Consider the following 16,216-nt stretch of genomic DNA (forward strand, 5'->3'; position numbering starts at 1 on the left):
TTATGACTAATAATTTTAAATCAGGTTTTGTTAGTTTTATTGGTAGAAGTAATGTTGGAAAATCAACTTTATTAAATACCATTCTTCAAGAAAAAAAGGCAATTGTGTCTAATAAACCACAAACAACCAGAAATCAAATTCAAGGTATTTATAATAGTGATGATATGCAAATCATATTTTTTGATACTCCCGGCATTCATAAACATAATAACCAACTTGGACGAATGATGAATCGTGATGCTAACCGTGCCACTAAACAAACTAACATTATTTGTTTGTTAGCGCCATGTAATGAATACATTGGAAATAGCGATAAACATATTATTAAATTATTATCAGAAAGGGTAAATACAACTATTCTACTTTTATTAACTAAGGTTGATTTAGTAACAAAAGAAAAAGTAATGGATAAAATTAATGAGTGAAAAGATTTATTACCATTTAAAGAAATAATTCCAATTTCTGCTATAAAAGAAATGAACTTAGATATATTATTGAAAAAACTATATGAGTATTTACCAATTGGTGAAAAGAATTATTTAATCGAAAATAACGATGATGTTTCAGATAATACTTTAATTAAGGAAATTATTCGTGAAAAAATTTTAAATTTAACAGAAGAAGAAATTCCTTATAGTGTAGCAGTATTAATTGAAAGTATTAATTATAATCCAAATACTAATATTACTGATATTAATGCTGTTATTGTTGTTGAACGAGACTCACAAAAAGGAATTATTATTGGTAAAGGAGGTAGTATGATTAAAGAAATTGGAATAAGAGCTAGAACAGATTTAGAAAGTATTTTTGATTCTCATATTATATTAAAAACTTTTGTAAAAGTAGTACCTGATTGAAGAAATAATCCTAGAAAATTAAAAGAGTTAGGTTATAGTTAAAATATGTTTAATATTGATACTGGTTTGATTTTAAACATTAACTACATTAAATCAATAAATAATGTTACTATTTTAACATCAAATTATGGTGTTAAAATAGTTTCTTTACCAGAAATAAAAATCAATTTAAATAAATATAGTCTTTTAGATTGTTGAATTTTTATTTTTAATCAAAATTATGATTGTTCAAACTTATGTATATATTCATAAAAATAAAGAAATGACAGTAATTCAAAAAGAAATTGAAATTTTAACTAGTTATAAGTTTTTTTTATTTGATGAAACAAAAGATAAATTTGAGTTTGTAAATTTATTTTTAAGAAGCGGAAATGATCAAGGAAAACTTTATTTAGAAGTTCATCAAAGTTTAGTTGCAGAACATTATTTAAATTTAAAATCTGATTATACAAATATTTATTTACCTTATACAAAAGAAGTTACAAGTAAGTATTCGTTACGTTTATATGAATATTTACGTAGTTATTTGTATATGAATGCTAAAACTAAAAAAACACCAAATTTTAATCATGAATGAGATTTTGAAAAACTTGCTAAAATATTAAATTTAAGTTTAAAAAGTAGTTATTTTAAACAAATTAATATGTTAAAAACTAGAATTTTAGAACTGGTGAAAAAAGATTTAGCAAAAACTGATATTATTTTTTCTTATGAATTAATTAAAGTAGGTAGAAAATTTAGCAAAATAATTTTAAATACGCATTTGGATTTAGAAAAATTTAATGCTCAAAGTCCTGAACTTGAAAAAATACCAACTAAAAAAGAATATAAAAAGTATGCAAATAAATCAAAGCTAATAGTACATAATTTAAAACAACAAAAATCTAAAATAATTGAAAAACCAATTTTAAGTGATGAAGAAGTAAAAAAGATTATGCAAGATTTTGACAATCATTAAATCAGTTGATGAAAAATAAAAACATAATTTAAGTCATGTTCAAATTCTATAAAAAAAATCTATAATTTTTTTTATTTTAATATTTATTATAAATTAAATTAGAAAATATATTATAAAATAAATATAATTTTAATTTTAAAATATATTATATAATATAAATATAATTTTAATAGGAGGTATAGTATTTATGAAAATTATTACAGTTGCAGCTCTTAAAGGAGGTGTTGGTAAAACCAATTTTGTTTTTAATCTTTCAACTATTTTATCTTTAAAAAAACAAAAGATTTTACTTATTGATTTAGATCCACAAGGAAATTTAAGTAGATATTTTAAAGTTTCAACACAAGAATCTAAATCTAAAAAGTTATTTTTACAAAATATTAAAATCTTAAATGATGAAATAATAGTTTCTTGAAATTATAAAGACATCAACATTGACATCATTCCAACTAATATTTCAATGACAACTCTCGAAAAAGAATTAATTGGACGTTCGGCAGTGGATTCAATTTTACAAAGAACATTTATTAAAAATTTAGATTTTTTTAAAAAATATGATTATATAATTATTGATACAAGTCCTAGTCTAAATTTAATCAATAGAAATGCTTTATTAATAAGTGATGAAATAATTTTAATTAGTGATAATTCAATTTTTAGTTTGGATGCTATAAATATGTTATTTTCAAATTGAAGTGCTATTTGTGAAGATTTAGGTATTAAAAATAATATTAATACTATTGTTTTAAATAATTTTGATCATTATAAAATTTCAAAAGATTTTACTCAATATATTACTAATAGTAGTTTTAAAAATAAAATTTTAAAAACAAAAATTCCACGTAAACAAATTCTTAAAAAATCAGAGTTTACAGGAATTCCTTCGATTTTACTAGGAAAGATTGAAAATCATATTTATAATAATTTATTTAATGAATTAAAAGATAAGGAGATAATTTAATGAAAAATGCAAATAATTCTAATTTACTTTTTAATTATGATGCAGAAGGTACTATTCCTAGCATAGATATAATTAAGAATGTGGATGTTAAATCTAAGAATAAAGTTGAAAAGTCAATTAAAAATAATTTTGAAATTCAAAGTGATATCAATGAGTTTGCTGTTAAATTTCAAAAGAAAGATAAAATAAAAAAAGAATATAAAACTATTTATATAAAATCTGATTATGTAAAAAAAATTAAAAAATTAGCAAAAAGTACTAATCGTAGTTTTGCAGAAGTTATTGAATTATTAGTTGAAGAATTTGAAAAAAATGAACTAGTAACTTTATAATTTTACAATTTAAAAATTTCTTGATTTAAAAAATTAAATTAGGAACAATAATTAAATCAAGTAATAATGAAGATAAAAATTATGATTATTGGATAGAATTTTCTTTTAATTTTGTAGAAAAGTAATGATACATGATAAAGTGTTATTTTTAGAGAATTTTTACACTAAATAATGTTACTTTTAACAAATTTTTAATTAAAAATAATATTTTAAGTGTAAATTGATGAATAATTTTTGGTCATCCATACTTTTCTACATAATTAAAAGAATTTTCTCTTATACAGTAATTTTAGTATAAAAAGTAAATCTAAAATACATTTTAAAACAATTAAAAGGTGGTGAAATATATTGTAAGATATTATTACCTAGTTAAAATCGATATATAAATAAAATCAAAATAGAAAATAGTTAGGAGTAAAAAAAAGATATGACAAAAAAATATAAAATTATATCTTTATTTTCTGGTGCTGGTGGACTAGATTTAGGATTTTACAATAATAATTTTGAAATTATTTGAGCAAATGATTTTGATAAAGTTTCTGTTGAAACATATAAAAAAAACCTTGGTAATCATATTATTTATGGTGATATTACTAAAATCAATTCTTCTAGTATTCCTAATAATGCTGATGTAATTTTAGGAGGTTTTCCTTGCCAAGGTTTTTCTGTTGCCAATAATAAGAGAAATATGAAAGATATGAGAAACTACTTATATTTAGAAATGGTTAGAATTATTAATGATAAACAACCAAAAATTTTTGTTGCTGAAAATGTAAAAGGTTTACTGTCAATGGAAAATGGTAAAATTTTAGAAATGATTATTAAAGATTTTAAAGATATTGGTTATGAAGTTGATTATAAAGTTCTAAATTCTGCAGACTATGGAGTTCCACAATTAAGAGAACGTATTGTAATAGTGGGAAATAAAATAGGGAAAAAAAATTTATTTCCTAAGAAAACACATGATAATTTTAATTTAAAAGATTATCAAAAACAAATCACAGTTAAAGAATCAATAGGCTTTTTAAAAGATATTGAGGTATCGGAAAATCCAATAAAAATAAATAATATGATTATTAAAAATCATATTGCTTCTGAAAATGTTTTATCTAAATTTTGAAAAAGAAAATATAATATTACACAAAGAGAGATTTGTGATTATTTAAATAAATGAAAAAAAAATACAGGAATTTCAATTAAAACAATTGATAAAATTTTTGGTTATAAACATACAGCAGGTCATTGGTTTAGAAAAGATAATAATTCAGGTTCAATTCCTAAACCTCATGATTGATGAAAATTGAAAGAATTACTAAAATTTGATAATAAATATGATAAACAAGTAACTGAATTTATTGAAAAAGATATTACTTTTGAACAATCTTTAAGAATAGTTAACTGAGATAAGCCAAGTGATACAATTACAGCAAGTCAACCAGAAATTCATATTAATAAAAAAAGAAGATTATCTATTAGAGAGTGCGCTATATTACAATCTTTTCCATTAAACTTTGAATTTAATGGTTCAAAAAGTGGAATGTATAGACAAATTGGTAATGCTGTACCTCCATTATTAGCAGAAAAAATTGCTAAATGTGTAATAGAAATGTTGGAAACATAATAATGATGAATATGACAGAAATTGAATTTTGAGAACAAGAATATTTAAAACAAATATATTTTTTATTAATGTTAGAAAAAGAAAAAATGTTTGAAGGATTTAATACGAAAGAATATATAAGGAGTGATTGAATTGATTTTTTAGGTAAAGAAACATCAGATTTTGCAAGAGGTTCGGAAAGAATTTTTTATTGATTATTTAATCAATTTGGTCAGCCAAATTCTTCACCTATAGGTTCAGATTTATTTTTTGAAACATATAATGCTTATATTCATATTGATATTAAAACAGTAACTACTGATAATATTGGTGATTATACAAATACTATTTTTGTTGGTAATAATCAAACTAGTTATCAAAGTACCTTTATAACAACTACCGGTAGAACTGAAAGATATAAACCTCACTTGCCACCATTTTATAATAAAAAAGTAGAAGATTATATTGAAGAAAAAATATGTTTGACATATTTAATAACAATCTTATATGATAAAAAAGATTTAGATATTTTAAATATTGCACTTATGTGTATACCAAATGGTAATTTAAAAGAAATTTATAATAATGATGTTTTTGTAGCAGGAAAAAATCCAGGTAAAGTTAGATTTAATTTTAAATATTGTAATAAATTTAGAACTATAACTAATGGTGATAATTCAAGAATTAAAATAATTTTTCAAAAAGATTTCAAATTTCTTAATAAAGAAATCATTAAAAGATTAAAATTTTGAATAGATTTGTATAATAAACAAAAACATGAAAAATTACGTTCTCATGGATAGATTTCTTCTAAAAATAAGTATATGAAAAACTAATTTTTAAATCATGTAAAATTATAGTAATAAATCTAACGAAATATCTTGAAAAGATTAGGGGGTAAAAATATGTCGCATAAAATTAAAAGACCAATGAATGCTTATATGCTTTTTAGTAAAGAAAAAAGAGGAGAGATTATTCAACAAAATCCTGAACTTGAATCAAAAGTTGCAGAAATTGCAAAATTGATTGGTAATCATTGAAAAGAAATGACAAGCGAAGAGAAATCTAAATATGTAAAAATAGCAGAAGATAATAAAAATATAGGGGACTTTCCTGAAATCTGTGTAAATTTACAAAATTAAGTTGCAAATTATGGATGGGTTACACAGATTTCTGAGAAGTCTCGAAAAAACAGCAAAATTACAAACAACAATTCAAGAACAAACACAGGAACAACAACAACTTGAGATAATTCATATGATGGTAAACTATTTAAGAAATAATACATTTTTATCTTGATAAAAATGAAATTGAAGTCATGAAGCAATTAAAACAATACGAAAATATAAATAAATAAAAACATACATATATATATTTTAATTGATTGCTTTGTTTTGAAAGTAAATATTTTTATATTTACTTTCAAAGGAGAACAAAATTATGAAATATTTTAGTCCAAGTTATTGATTTAAATTGTGAGTACTAAGCGCTCCACTTTTTAATGATAAAACACAAGGTATTAATGCTAAATCAATTGACAATAAAAATATTAAAGATTGAGCTAGCAACAATACTAATTTACAATCAATAAACCAAGATATGAGTTTTATAAACTCAAGTACTAATTATCAACCATATAATTTAAATGACCCACAAGCACAACAAAATATTGATCCCTTTTATCAAACATACTTAGATTCACTAGCAAACCCAGAATTAGAAACAAGTACTCACAAACATCGTCATGAAAAAAGTAGAAATAGAGTTAAAAGAGATTCATATTGGGATCCTTATTATCTATCATTTCAAAATAAAATTGAAAATAATAGATGAAATGAAGATAGTATTAATTATGGTAGTGTTAGTGGCGATCCTCTTTGACATACTTATTTACATATTTCTCGTGAAAAGTGATTAGATTTAAGAAATAATAATCGAGAAAATGCTAAAGATTTTTTTCTTTATTTATCTCATTATGATTATGTAGCTGATACTTTAGTTGAGCTAATTTGGAATAATTTTGATTGAATTGATAAAGTTTATAAAACATTAAATTATAATAATGGTTTACGAATTCATATTAAAGGATATACAAAAGATGGTAATGCTGAATTAATTAATGTTAGTCCTTTATGTACAGAATGTAACAATAATCCAAAACCACTTAAAAATTATATTAATACGATTGATCAAAAAGATTTAGATGTTATACAATATGGTAGTGTTAGTGGCGATCCTCTTTGACATACTTATTTAGGAATTTCTCGTGAAAAGTGATTAGATTTAAGAAATAATAATCGAGAAAATGCTAAAGATTTTTTTCTTTATTTATCTCATTATGATTATGTAGCTGATACTTTAGTTGAGCTAATTTGGAATAATTTTGATTGAATTGATAAAGTTTATAAAACATTAAATTATAATAATGGTTTACGAATTCATATTAAAGGATATACAAAAGATGGTAATGCTGAATTAATTAATGTTAGTCCTTTATGTACAGAATGTAACGATAGGGAACAAATAAAAAGATTAGGTTATGTAATTAAAAATGAAAATTTAGGTGAAATTCAAAATAATGATTTTGAAACAATTTTAAATAAAATTAAATCTAAAAATTCTGATTTAGATATTAAAGATATAACTATTAATAAAATTACTGATAAAACAGCAACCATAAATGTTAAAAAAAATTCTTATAAATATTATAGACTCAGTTGAATAAATATTAATTTTTCAATTCAAGATACTATTAAATTTTTAGGTTATAATAATGAATATAAAGGCGGAATAGGATTAGATACAACAAATAAAAAAATAATATTTTCAAAAAATAATAATATTTTTCATTTATATTTTGATGGAATAAAATTAAACTCAAAAGCAACACTTTACAATAGCATTACTTTAATAAACGACTTTGATAAAAAAATTCTAGAAATTAATATTAATGGTACTAATTCAATGCAAGATATTATTAAAAAATATGATTTATCAAATGGCATCAATTATGAAAATGTATATTTAATTCAAATCTTTTCAACAGAACCATGAAGAACAAAATTTTATGAAGGAAATCAATGAAAATGTCTTACGGAAAATAGAATGTATAATAATACTCAAAAAAGAAACTTAACTGAAGATTTTATCATATTAGATGATAAAATCTCATCATTTGATTATATGAAAAATGAATTTCATTTAATAAATGATTGACATGATAAAGTAAATGCTTGAAAAATAAGAGTAGATGATGATATTAAACAAAATTTACCTACCTTTACATTACAACAAAAAAATGCTTGAAAAAATCAACAATTAACGAATTTAGATATTTGAAAACATCAATTGAAACAAAATTTAGAAATTATAAAAAATAGTCAAAACATTAAAAAATTAACTACTAATTTTGAATCTATAAAAAAACAAATTAATGATTTGGATAAAAGAGTTACAGATTTAGAAAATGTATCAAATTGAAATTGTGCAAATATAGTAGGTATTAATGCTGCTGTAATCGCTCCAATTCCGGTAATTGGAACTATTAGTTCTGCAGTTTTAGGAATTATTGCTGGATCATGTGCTATTGCTGGTGTATAAACCAGATTATCATAATTAACTAACAACAAATAAAAAAGAACCTTGAACTTGTCAAGAAAAGTGGACAATTAAAGTAACCTTTTATTATTTTTTATAAAATAGTGTTTGTAAGTGTTGAATTTGTAGGTATGAAGTAATTATTTGTTGGTTTGGAATGGCAACCCTTTTTAGGACTATTTTTTGGTAGACATTTGTGCTTGGTATTTAGTGGGAGTTAGGTAGTTTAAAGTGCTGTGGACTCTTATGTTGTTGTATCAGTTGATATAATCAAATAATTCTAATTTTAATTGGATTAATGATGTAAAATTTTTATCATTAATAAATTCGGTTTTAAAAGTTTTGAAAGTTGCTTCAGCAACAGCATTATCATAAGGACAGCCTTTTTTGCTTAAAGAGTGGGTAATGTTTAGTAATCTGTGTGACTTACAAAAATAACTGTGTTTAATTAATTCTAGTAAATATAATTAAATGACTAGAAAGAGTGAGTTACATATGGCTAAAAAAGATAACTTTAATAATAATGATCCAATATCAAAAGCAGTAGATTTATTATTAGAAAATACTGAAGATTTAACAACAGTTTTTAAAGAAGGAGGTTTATATAAAGAATTAACAAAAAGATTAGTAGAAAAAATGTTGAATTCTGAGATGCAAACTTATTTAGGATATGATAAAAATCAACGTAGTAATAGTGATAATATTCGTAATGGTACAACTTCAAAAAAATTAATAACTCAACAAGGTAAAGTTGAAATTGATGTACCAAGAGATCGCAATAGTAGTTTTACTCCTGTAATAGTGCCAAAAAGACAGAGAAGATTTGATGGCTTTGATCAACAAGTTCTTTCGTTATATGCAAAAGGAATGACATTATCAGATATTAGAATGCAATTACAAGAGTTATATCATGGTGCAGATATTAGTGAAAGTGTTATTAGTCAAATTACTGATGATGTTATTGATGATTTCAAAGCATGACAAAATCGACCATTAGATAGTGTTTATCCGATTATTTATTTTGATTGTATAGTAGTTAAAGTACGACAAGATAAACGGATTATTAATAAATCAGTTTATATAGCATTAGGAGTTGATTTAGAAGGTAAAAAAGATGTTTTAGGCTTATGAATTAGTGAAAATGAAGGTGCTAAATTTTGATTAGCTAATTTCACAGAAATGAAAAATCGAGGCTTAAATGATATTTTGATTGCTTGTAGTGATAATTTAACAGGCATGTCAGAAGCAATACAAGCAGTTTATCCTAAAACAGAACATCAATTATGCATTGTTCATCAAATTCGAAATAGTTTAAAATATGTTTCATACAAACATCGAAAAACTCTAGTTACAGATTTAAAACCAATTTATAGTGCATGTAGTGAAGAACAAGCAATGCAAGCTTTAGAATCATTTGAAAGTAAATGAAATAAACAATATCCCCAAATTGCTAAATCTTGATATAAAAATTGAGAAAATTTGATGATTTTTATTAGTTATCCTGCAGAAATCAAAAGAGTAATTTATACAACAAATGCTATTGAATCTGTTAATAGTCAATTACGAAAAGTTATTAGAAACAAAAAAGCTTTTCCTAATGATATGTCAGTTTTTAAAATATTTTATTTAGCAATTGAAAATATAACAAAAAAATGAACATTGCCTATTCAAAATTGAAATACAGCAATTGCTCATTTTATGATAAAATTTGAAGACAGAATTAATCTGAACTAGTAACTTTGTAAAACAAAGAAACACAGATTTCTAAAAAGCCTCAAATCTTGATATAAAAATTGAGAAAATTTGATGATTTTTATTAGTTATCCTGCAGAAATCAAAAGAGTAATTTATACAACAAATGCTATTGAATCTGTTAATAGTCAATTACGAAAAGTTATTAGAAACAAAAAAGCTTTTCCTAATGATATGTCAGTTTTTAAAATATTTTATTTAGCAATTGAAAATATAACAAAAAAATGAACATTGCCTATTCAAAATTGAAATACAGCAATTGCTCATTTTATGATAAAATTTGAAGACAGAATTAATCTGAACTAGTACTTTGTAAAACAAAGATACACAGATTTCTAAAAAGCCTCCAAACTTTTGTTTTTTCAAAAGACTTAAAAGATTTATCAATGTATAATAATCCATTAAAATTAAAATATTACGAAGACAATAATATTACATATCATGGATTATTTGCTGGATATTATGGTAATGGTAAAATAGGGATAAAAATTGATAGAAATGAATATAATTTATATAGTATTGAAAGTACTTATATGCAAAGTAAAATTGAAGATAATATTACTACCCAAAGCATTGAAAATCAAAAAGATACAATGTTAGGTTTTTGTGATTTATTTGATAAAGAATTTAAGTGAAAAATACAATTATTACCTAATATTATGCAATTAGAACTTGGTATATTTAGTGAAAAATTAGTTTTAGGGATAATACAATACATAAGATATTATAAATATTATAAATTAACTATTTCAAAAATAGTATTTAATCCTAGATAATTATGTTATAATAAAACAAAAAAAGTAAGGAATAATTTTATGTTATTATTAGCAACTATAAGTCCAATCTTAGCAATTAAATTATCAATAATAGGAGCCTTGTTTTTAGTGGTTACTTTAATACCTGGGATACTATTATTCTGTAAATCTTACGAAAAAAATAAAAAAATAAATTTTAAAGAAAAAAAAACCATTATTGGTATTATATTCTTAATATTATCAATTTTATCTTTTATAGAAGTAATTATTTTTACAAGTATTACTTTTTAATAATATTTCCCCACAATCTTAAATATTAATGTATAATATTAAAATACTTACCTAAGGGGTTAGAAAAGGTAAGTTATAGATGTCAAGTTATTTCATTTATATTTAAACTTAGGTTGGCACCTAATTAAAAAGTTACCTTAATTGGTAACTTTTTTTATGTATTATTAATAGTAAGATAATTATTATTTGTTTTATATTTAGTAATAAATTTATTTATTATTGAATTGTTATTAATTTGTTGTTCTCTATTTTTTTTAAATTCATTATTTTTTCAATCTAAAAAGAAGTTATTATATCAATAATTAAAAACATCAATTTGTAAATCTTCATTTTTTATGAAATTGAAAATAAAATTTAATTCTTCAAATAAATTTTTGTATTTTGTATTTTTTTCTAAAAAAATATGAATATCATTTATTTCTTTTTCAGAAAAATCATTAATTTTGTTTTTATATTTTTTAATTTTTATATTTTTTTTCGTTAAGATAACCGACTTATCTAAATAATTTAAAATTAATTCTGGAACATCTTTTCCTTTATCTTTTTTTAGTAAATCTAGATATTTCTCAGCTATTTCAATTATAACTATATCTATTATTGCTCCTAGAAATCAATCTATTCTTTTTTTATTTATCATTATTTCTTTTTTCATTTTTTCTCCTTATTTTTGTTTCTTAATTTTTTTCACTCTTTTATATGATTTCCATTATTTTTTAATTTAATTCTTTTTCTATTTATTCTACGCTCTAATAATACTAATAAGGACATTAATGCTATATCTTCTCTACTTTTTAATTTAATTTTTTTTATTTCATGTTTTCTATCTTTATTTTTTTCATTTTTATAATCTTTTATTTTCATTCATGTAACTAATATAGTTCCCGAAACTGTAACTAAAACACCTAAAAATCCAAAAAAATATTTTCATCACTCTGACATTATTATATAACCTAACCCGTTTCAAAATATTATTATTTATATTTAATATTATAAATTAAAATACAAAAAAGAGAAGTTATAAATAATTAGAAACGGGTTAACTTCTCTTTATTAATTATATCATATTTTCTATATTAAATATAGATAATTTAATAATTATTTATATTCTTCTTTATTATGTTTTATAGAAATATTACAAATTAAATCTTCTTGTGTTTTAAACATTCTTAAAATAGTAGATATAATTTCATAATCAATTTTATTTATATAATTATTATTTTGTAAATTATTTATAATTTTAATTCCATCATTATATAAATTTTCAATATCATTTTTATATTTCCTGAATTGTAAATATAAATGGGACAGTTTTTTAAAATAATTGTATTAAATCTATTGGTCTTTTATAAGATAGTGATTTTCTGGGTGTAGAATTAATTTGAAATGCTATAGTATTTAAATCTTTTTGTTTATATGAAGATAGATCTGTAGATTTTGGTAAATATCTTCTTAAAATACCATTATTATTTTTATTTAAACCTCTTTGACAAGGTTTACCAGGATCTGCAAAATAAATCTTAACATTACAATTTTTTTCGATTAATTTTCATTTACTAAATTCTTTACCACGATCAAAAGTAATAGTTTTAACTGTTCCTTTTTGTAACTTTGAAATAAATTTTATTATACTTTTTGTAATATTTTCTGATTTATTATTTTTAGTTGCTAAAGGAATTGTGGTTTTTGATCATATATCAGCTAAAGTAATAATAGAACTTTTATGATCTTTACCAATGATAGTATCACCCTCTAAATGACCAAATTCTTCTATATTTTTAATATTAGGAATGATTAAATTTCTTTCATGAATAGACTTACAATTATTAATTCTGCCCCTAGTTTCTTTTTGTTTGTGAGGTTTATTTTTTCCTTTTCTCAATAAGTTATTTTCATCAAAACCCATTCGATTTGTTTTAAACATGTTATATAAAGTTTTTGTTGAAATACTTTTTATTTTATTTTCCTTTAAAAAATTAGCAATTATATCAAGAGCATAATTTTTAGTAATTAACAAATGATTAATAGTATTAATTTCTATTAAAGTTAAAATTATTAATTTTCTACCTGCATTTTGTTTATTTTTTTGAATTTTATTCAATATTTCTAATGGTAATAAGTTTTGATTTAATAATCTACAAACTCTATGTACAGTTGATTTACTATAATCAATGGCTTTTGCTATTTTACGAATCGAAAATCCATAACTTTTATATTCTTTTATTGCTATTATTGATTCAATAGTCAGATACTTATACATTGTGCTAATTCCTTTCTTTTCTTAATTATAGAATTAACACAATTTAATTTTTATATAAGTGTCCTTTTTAATTTTACAATTCAGGTTTAGTAATATTATTAATATTTATAATTTTTTCTTTGGTTTTCATTATTTACTCCTTATTTTTAAATTCATTTTTAATTTCTTTTATTTTATTTTTAAATTGTTTTTTATGAAAATAACACATATTAAAAAATTGAATTACACTATCTTCTATATTTATAGTTTTTAAAGTAACTAATACTTTACTATTACAATCTTTAACAATACATTTAAGTAATACTTTTTCTTCTTTTTGTTTTTGCATTATTTTACTTCCTTATTATTTTTAATTATTTTATTAAAAATTTCATATTTATTTACTTCAAAAATAATATTTTTTTTCATACCTTCAAATATTTCAATATTTCATTTAACTTTTTTTAATTCATCAATATTTTTTTCCATTTTTTTATAATTTAAAATAGTAGGATTTTCAATAAATTTTTTCTTTTCTAAATAAATCAATTCTTCAATAATTTTTATTTTTTCTATATTTTCTTTTTTCATTATTTATTATCCTTTCTTATAATAAAATTCATTATTTTATAAATTAAATAATTATTATAAAAATTACAGTCTTTATAATCTTCTATTAAAGATAATAATTCTAACATTATTTATTTTCCTTATTTAATTTATTTAAATAATTATTTAAATAAATAATAGTTACATCTTTTTTTATTTGTTCATTATTATAAAGTAAATACATATGTAAAAAAGAAGCTCTTTCATCTAATAATTTATTAATTTTTGTTATTTTTTTTAATTTAAAATTCATAAACATTATTTATTCTCCTTATTTAAATAATATCAACCAATTAATAAACTATCTGCTTCATCATGATTAGTAATATTAAAATTTCATTCATTTTCTGAAATAATGATTTGTGCCATTGCTAATGATGTTTCTTTTGTTCATTTTTCATTTTTAATATCTCAATATGCTCCAAAAGGTCTATTTTTATATCATTTCTTTCATTCACTTGGACTAATTAACATATTTTTTGTTAATAATTTATTAAATTGTCCAGCAATAAAACCACGTAAATGTTCTTGTGTTTCATAACCAATTCCATTTTTACTATGAAAAGTACCACGTTCAATAATTAAATCAAAATTATTTTTAGAATTAGTTAATTCATCTTTTAATTCTAAAGTTCCATATACAACATAATGCATGTCTCTATTAAAATTATCAATACCATTTTTTTTAAAACTACAACTACTAATTAATATTGGTTTTCATATATATGTATATGTATCACAATATATTTTCTTTTCTCATAAAGTAAATCCAGTATTTTTAATACTTGGGTCAATTGAAAGTAAATAATTAGTCATTATCAAATTCACCATTTTTAATTTTTTCATAAATTATTTTTAAAGTATGTTGTGCTGATAAATTATAATTTTTTAATGCTTCTTCTATTGGTAATTTATAATATTTATTAATCTCATTTATTAAATAATTATTTAATTTTTCTTTATTCATTATCAAAGTCTCCATTTTCTATGGCTTTATATAGTCACTCTGTATTAATTGGTTCCCATATCTCACAGTACATACCATTTCTTTTTTGTTGTAATAATCTATTCAGTAATTTTTCTTTATTCATATTATTTCTCCTTATTTTTATTTAAATTCATAACTAATATTTCTAAACAATTCATACATCAATATTTACTTAATCAAGTTCTTTTTTTACAATATTTACATTTATTCATAATTTCTATACTCATTTTTATTATTAGTTTTTAAATTTTTAAATCTTTCACGAATTTTTTTAAATTTATCAAATAAAGTTTTTAAATAATTTTCACCCATTAATATTAAAAAATCTTTATTATTACTTGGATTTAATCTTTCCATATCTTCTCTTATACATTCATCAAATAAAACTGTATTTGTAATCATATATTTTTCAAAATAATCTAATTGTTTTTCACTTGGTTCTCATTTTTCATTTTGTATTTTGATATTATTAATATAATTATTTTGTTGTTTATTATTATTTTGAATTACATTAACATTATCTGGGTCAAGTTCATCTTCACTTAATAATAATAAATTCATTAAAAAATATCTATAAGCATAAGTTTCTTTTAATTATGTAGAAAAGTATGGATGACCAAAAATTATTCATCAATTTACACTTAAAATATTATTTTTAATTAAAAATTTGTTAAAAGTAACATTATTTAGTGTAAAAATTCTCTAAAAATAACACTTTACCATGTATCATTACTTTTCTACAAAATTAAAGTAAGTTTCTGCACTACCTTTTGCTTTTGCTACATCTGTATTTTTAGCACAAGCTAATATATCAAAATATTTACTTTCTTTATCATTATCTAAATCAATAATTGTATATCTTTTAAAATAAGTTATTTCTACTTCATTTTTATCTAAATAATTAATTTTTCTATCAGTTGTTAATATATCTTCATGTGTAATAACAATATTAAATTCTTTACATAATAATTTAAATTTATTAAAAATATCACTTAATAATCAATATTTATAATTACCAAATTTATTAAAACCATTTTTAGGTGTACTACCAATTTCTAATTGTAATTTAAGTATTTTTTTATATAAATTATTCATTTTTATCACTCTTTCTATTTATTGCATTTTTAATTAAATCTCTTACAAAATCATTCATAGTTATATTTCTTTCATAACAATATGTTTTTAATTCATAATGGTCATTTTTAGTAAGACGAATTTTTAAATTTTTAATTAATAATTTATCTTGATGTTTTTTAAGTGCTGCTGCTACCATTTATATT

General features: G+C 21.0%; 23 protein-coding genes and 2 pseudogenes. 12 read left to right on the top strand and 13 right to left on the bottom strand.

The window, feature by feature from the left end:
- Positions 1-2 precede the first annotated feature (2 nt).
- The 8 genes from era (at position 3) to AAHH39_RS07155 (ending at position 8,308) form a co-directional block, all read left to right on the top strand.
- Entirely contained in the window at positions 3-899 is an 897-nt protein-coding gene (gene era / locus AAHH39_RS07120; protein WP_342217536.1) for a GTPase Era, read from the top strand.
- A gap of 178 nt (positions 900-1,077) precedes the next feature.
- Positions 1,078-1,815 (top strand): replication initiation protein, encoded by a 738-nt coding sequence (locus AAHH39_RS07125; protein ID WP_342217537.1) that lies wholly within the window; start codon positions 1,078-1,080, stop codon positions 1,813-1,815.
- Between the two features lie 187 nt (positions 1,816-2,002).
- Complete coding sequence (locus AAHH39_RS07130; protein ID WP_342217538.1) at positions 2,003-2,776, top strand: ParA family protein; 774 nt, start codon at positions 2,003-2,005, stop codon at positions 2,774-2,776.
- On the top strand, positions 2,776-3,108 hold the full coding sequence (locus AAHH39_RS07135; RefSeq protein WP_342217539.1) for a ribbon-helix-helix protein, CopG family: 333 nt from the start codon (positions 2,776-2,778) through the stop codon (positions 3,106-3,108). The genes AAHH39_RS07130 and AAHH39_RS07135 overlap by 1 nt, the downstream gene beginning before the upstream one ends.
- Before the next feature lie 427 nt (positions 3,109-3,535).
- On the top strand, positions 3,536-4,729 hold the full coding sequence (locus AAHH39_RS07140) for a DNA cytosine methyltransferase (protein ID WP_342217540.1): 1,194 nt from the start codon (positions 3,536-3,538) through the stop codon (positions 4,727-4,729).
- Between the two features lie 5 nt (positions 4,730-4,734).
- Positions 4,735-5,511 carry a hypothetical protein gene (locus AAHH39_RS07145; protein WP_342217541.1) on the top strand — a complete coding sequence of 259 codons (777 nt, stop codon included), beginning with the start codon at positions 4,735-4,737 and terminating at the stop codon, positions 5,509-5,511.
- A gap of 102 nt (positions 5,512-5,613) precedes the next feature.
- The gene (locus AAHH39_RS07150) at positions 5,614-5,850 is read left to right on the top strand and encodes an HMG-box domain-containing protein (RefSeq protein WP_342217542.1); all 237 of its coding nucleotides are present in this window, start codon (positions 5,614-5,616) and stop codon (positions 5,848-5,850) included.
- 298 nt (positions 5,851-6,148) lie between these two features.
- Positions 6,149-8,308, top strand: coding sequence for a hypothetical protein (locus AAHH39_RS07155; RefSeq protein WP_342217543.1), 2,160 nt, complete (start codon positions 6,149-6,151; stop codon positions 8,306-8,308).
- Between the two features lie 173 nt (positions 8,309-8,481).
- On the opposite strand, the pseudogene AAHH39_RS07160 reads toward AAHH39_RS07155, so the two are convergent.
- Positions 8,482-8,715, bottom strand: a pseudogene (locus AAHH39_RS07160) (transposase); the annotation flags it as partial.
- Positions 8,716-8,800: 85 nt separating this feature from the next.
- On the opposite strand from AAHH39_RS07160, the gene AAHH39_RS07165 reads away from it, so the two are divergent.
- The 4 genes and pseudogenes from AAHH39_RS07165 to AAHH39_RS07180 all read left to right on the top strand — a co-directional run bounded on the left by AAHH39_RS07165 (position 8,801) and on the right by AAHH39_RS07180 (position 11,103).
- Positions 8,801-10,039 (top strand): IS256 family transposase, encoded by a 1,239-nt coding sequence (locus tag AAHH39_RS07165; protein ID WP_342219336.1) that lies wholly within the window; start codon positions 8,801-8,803, stop codon positions 10,037-10,039.
- A 42-nt stretch (positions 10,040-10,081) separates the two neighbouring features.
- Positions 10,082-10,363, top strand: a pseudogene (locus AAHH39_RS07170) (transposase); the annotation flags it as partial.
- Positions 10,364-10,443: 80 nt separating this feature from the next.
- Positions 10,444-10,833, top strand: coding sequence for a hypothetical protein (locus tag AAHH39_RS07175; protein WP_342217545.1), 390 nt, complete (start codon positions 10,444-10,446; stop codon positions 10,831-10,833).
- Positions 10,834-10,872: 39 nt separating this feature from the next.
- Complete coding sequence (locus AAHH39_RS07180) at positions 10,873-11,103, top strand: hypothetical protein (RefSeq protein WP_342217546.1); 231 nt, start codon at positions 10,873-10,875, stop codon at positions 11,101-11,103.
- A gap of 154 nt (positions 11,104-11,257) precedes the next feature.
- Here the strand turns inward: AAHH39_RS07180 and AAHH39_RS07185 are convergent, their stop codons facing one another.
- From AAHH39_RS07185 to AAHH39_RS07240, 12 genes are all read right to left on the bottom strand, one after another.
- Positions 11,258-11,755 (bottom strand): hypothetical protein, encoded by a 498-nt coding sequence (locus tag AAHH39_RS07185; protein ID WP_342217547.1) that lies wholly within the window; start codon positions 11,753-11,755, stop codon positions 11,258-11,260.
- Complete coding sequence (locus AAHH39_RS07190) at positions 11,740-11,964, bottom strand: hypothetical protein (protein WP_342217548.1); 225 nt, start codon at positions 11,962-11,964, stop codon at positions 11,740-11,742. The genes AAHH39_RS07185 and AAHH39_RS07190 overlap by 16 nt, the downstream gene beginning before the upstream one ends.
- 451 nt (positions 11,965-12,415) lie before the next feature.
- Positions 12,416-13,360, bottom strand: a complete 945-nt coding sequence (locus AAHH39_RS07195) for an IS30 family transposase (RefSeq protein WP_342217549.1) — start codon at positions 13,358-13,360, stop codon at positions 12,416-12,418.
- 133 nt (positions 13,361-13,493) lie between these two features.
- Positions 13,494-13,688 carry a hypothetical protein gene (locus tag AAHH39_RS07200; protein ID WP_342217550.1) on the bottom strand — a complete coding sequence of 65 codons (195 nt, stop codon included), beginning with the start codon at positions 13,686-13,688 and terminating at the stop codon, positions 13,494-13,496.
- On the bottom strand, positions 13,688-13,930 hold the full coding sequence (locus AAHH39_RS07205) for a hypothetical protein (RefSeq protein WP_342217551.1): 243 nt from the start codon (positions 13,928-13,930) through the stop codon (positions 13,688-13,690). Before AAHH39_RS07205 ends, AAHH39_RS07200 begins: the two co-directional genes overlap by 1 nt.
- A 106-nt stretch (positions 13,931-14,036) precedes the next feature.
- Positions 14,037-14,207 (bottom strand): hypothetical protein, encoded by a 171-nt coding sequence (locus AAHH39_RS07210; RefSeq protein WP_342217552.1) that lies wholly within the window; start codon positions 14,205-14,207, stop codon positions 14,037-14,039.
- Positions 14,207-14,764 (bottom strand): hypothetical protein, encoded by a 558-nt coding sequence (locus AAHH39_RS07215; RefSeq protein WP_342217553.1) that lies wholly within the window; start codon positions 14,762-14,764, stop codon positions 14,207-14,209. The genes AAHH39_RS07210 and AAHH39_RS07215 overlap by 1 nt, the downstream gene beginning before the upstream one ends.
- Positions 14,757-14,915: a hypothetical protein gene (locus tag AAHH39_RS07220; protein WP_342217554.1), complete on the bottom strand. Its 159-nt coding sequence runs from the start codon at positions 14,913-14,915 to the stop codon at positions 14,757-14,759. Before AAHH39_RS07220 ends, AAHH39_RS07215 begins: the two co-directional genes overlap by 8 nt.
- Positions 14,908-15,039 carry a hypothetical protein gene (locus tag AAHH39_RS07225; protein ID WP_342217555.1) on the bottom strand — a complete coding sequence of 44 codons (132 nt, stop codon included), beginning with the start codon at positions 15,037-15,039 and terminating at the stop codon, positions 14,908-14,910. The genes AAHH39_RS07220 and AAHH39_RS07225 overlap by 8 nt, the downstream gene beginning before the upstream one ends.
- A 101-nt stretch (positions 15,040-15,140) precedes the next feature.
- Positions 15,141-15,497 carry a hypothetical protein gene (locus AAHH39_RS07230; protein ID WP_425288901.1) on the bottom strand — a complete coding sequence of 119 codons (357 nt, stop codon included), beginning with the start codon at positions 15,495-15,497 and terminating at the stop codon, positions 15,141-15,143.
- Between the two features lie 168 nt (positions 15,498-15,665).
- Positions 15,666-16,031: an ERF family protein gene (locus AAHH39_RS07235; RefSeq protein WP_342217556.1), complete on the bottom strand. Its 366-nt coding sequence runs from the start codon at positions 16,029-16,031 to the stop codon at positions 15,666-15,668.
- Positions 16,024-16,209, bottom strand: a complete 186-nt coding sequence (locus tag AAHH39_RS07240) for a hypothetical protein (protein ID WP_342217557.1) — start codon at positions 16,207-16,209, stop codon at positions 16,024-16,026. The genes AAHH39_RS07235 and AAHH39_RS07240 overlap by 8 nt, the downstream gene beginning before the upstream one ends.
- Positions 16,210-16,216: the final 7 nt, after the last annotated feature.

It is taken from the genome of Spiroplasma endosymbiont of Amphimallon solstitiale, assembly GCF_964030965.1.
Lineage (GTDB): Bacteria > Bacillota_I > Bacilli_A > Mycoplasmatales > VBWQ01 > Spiroplasma_E.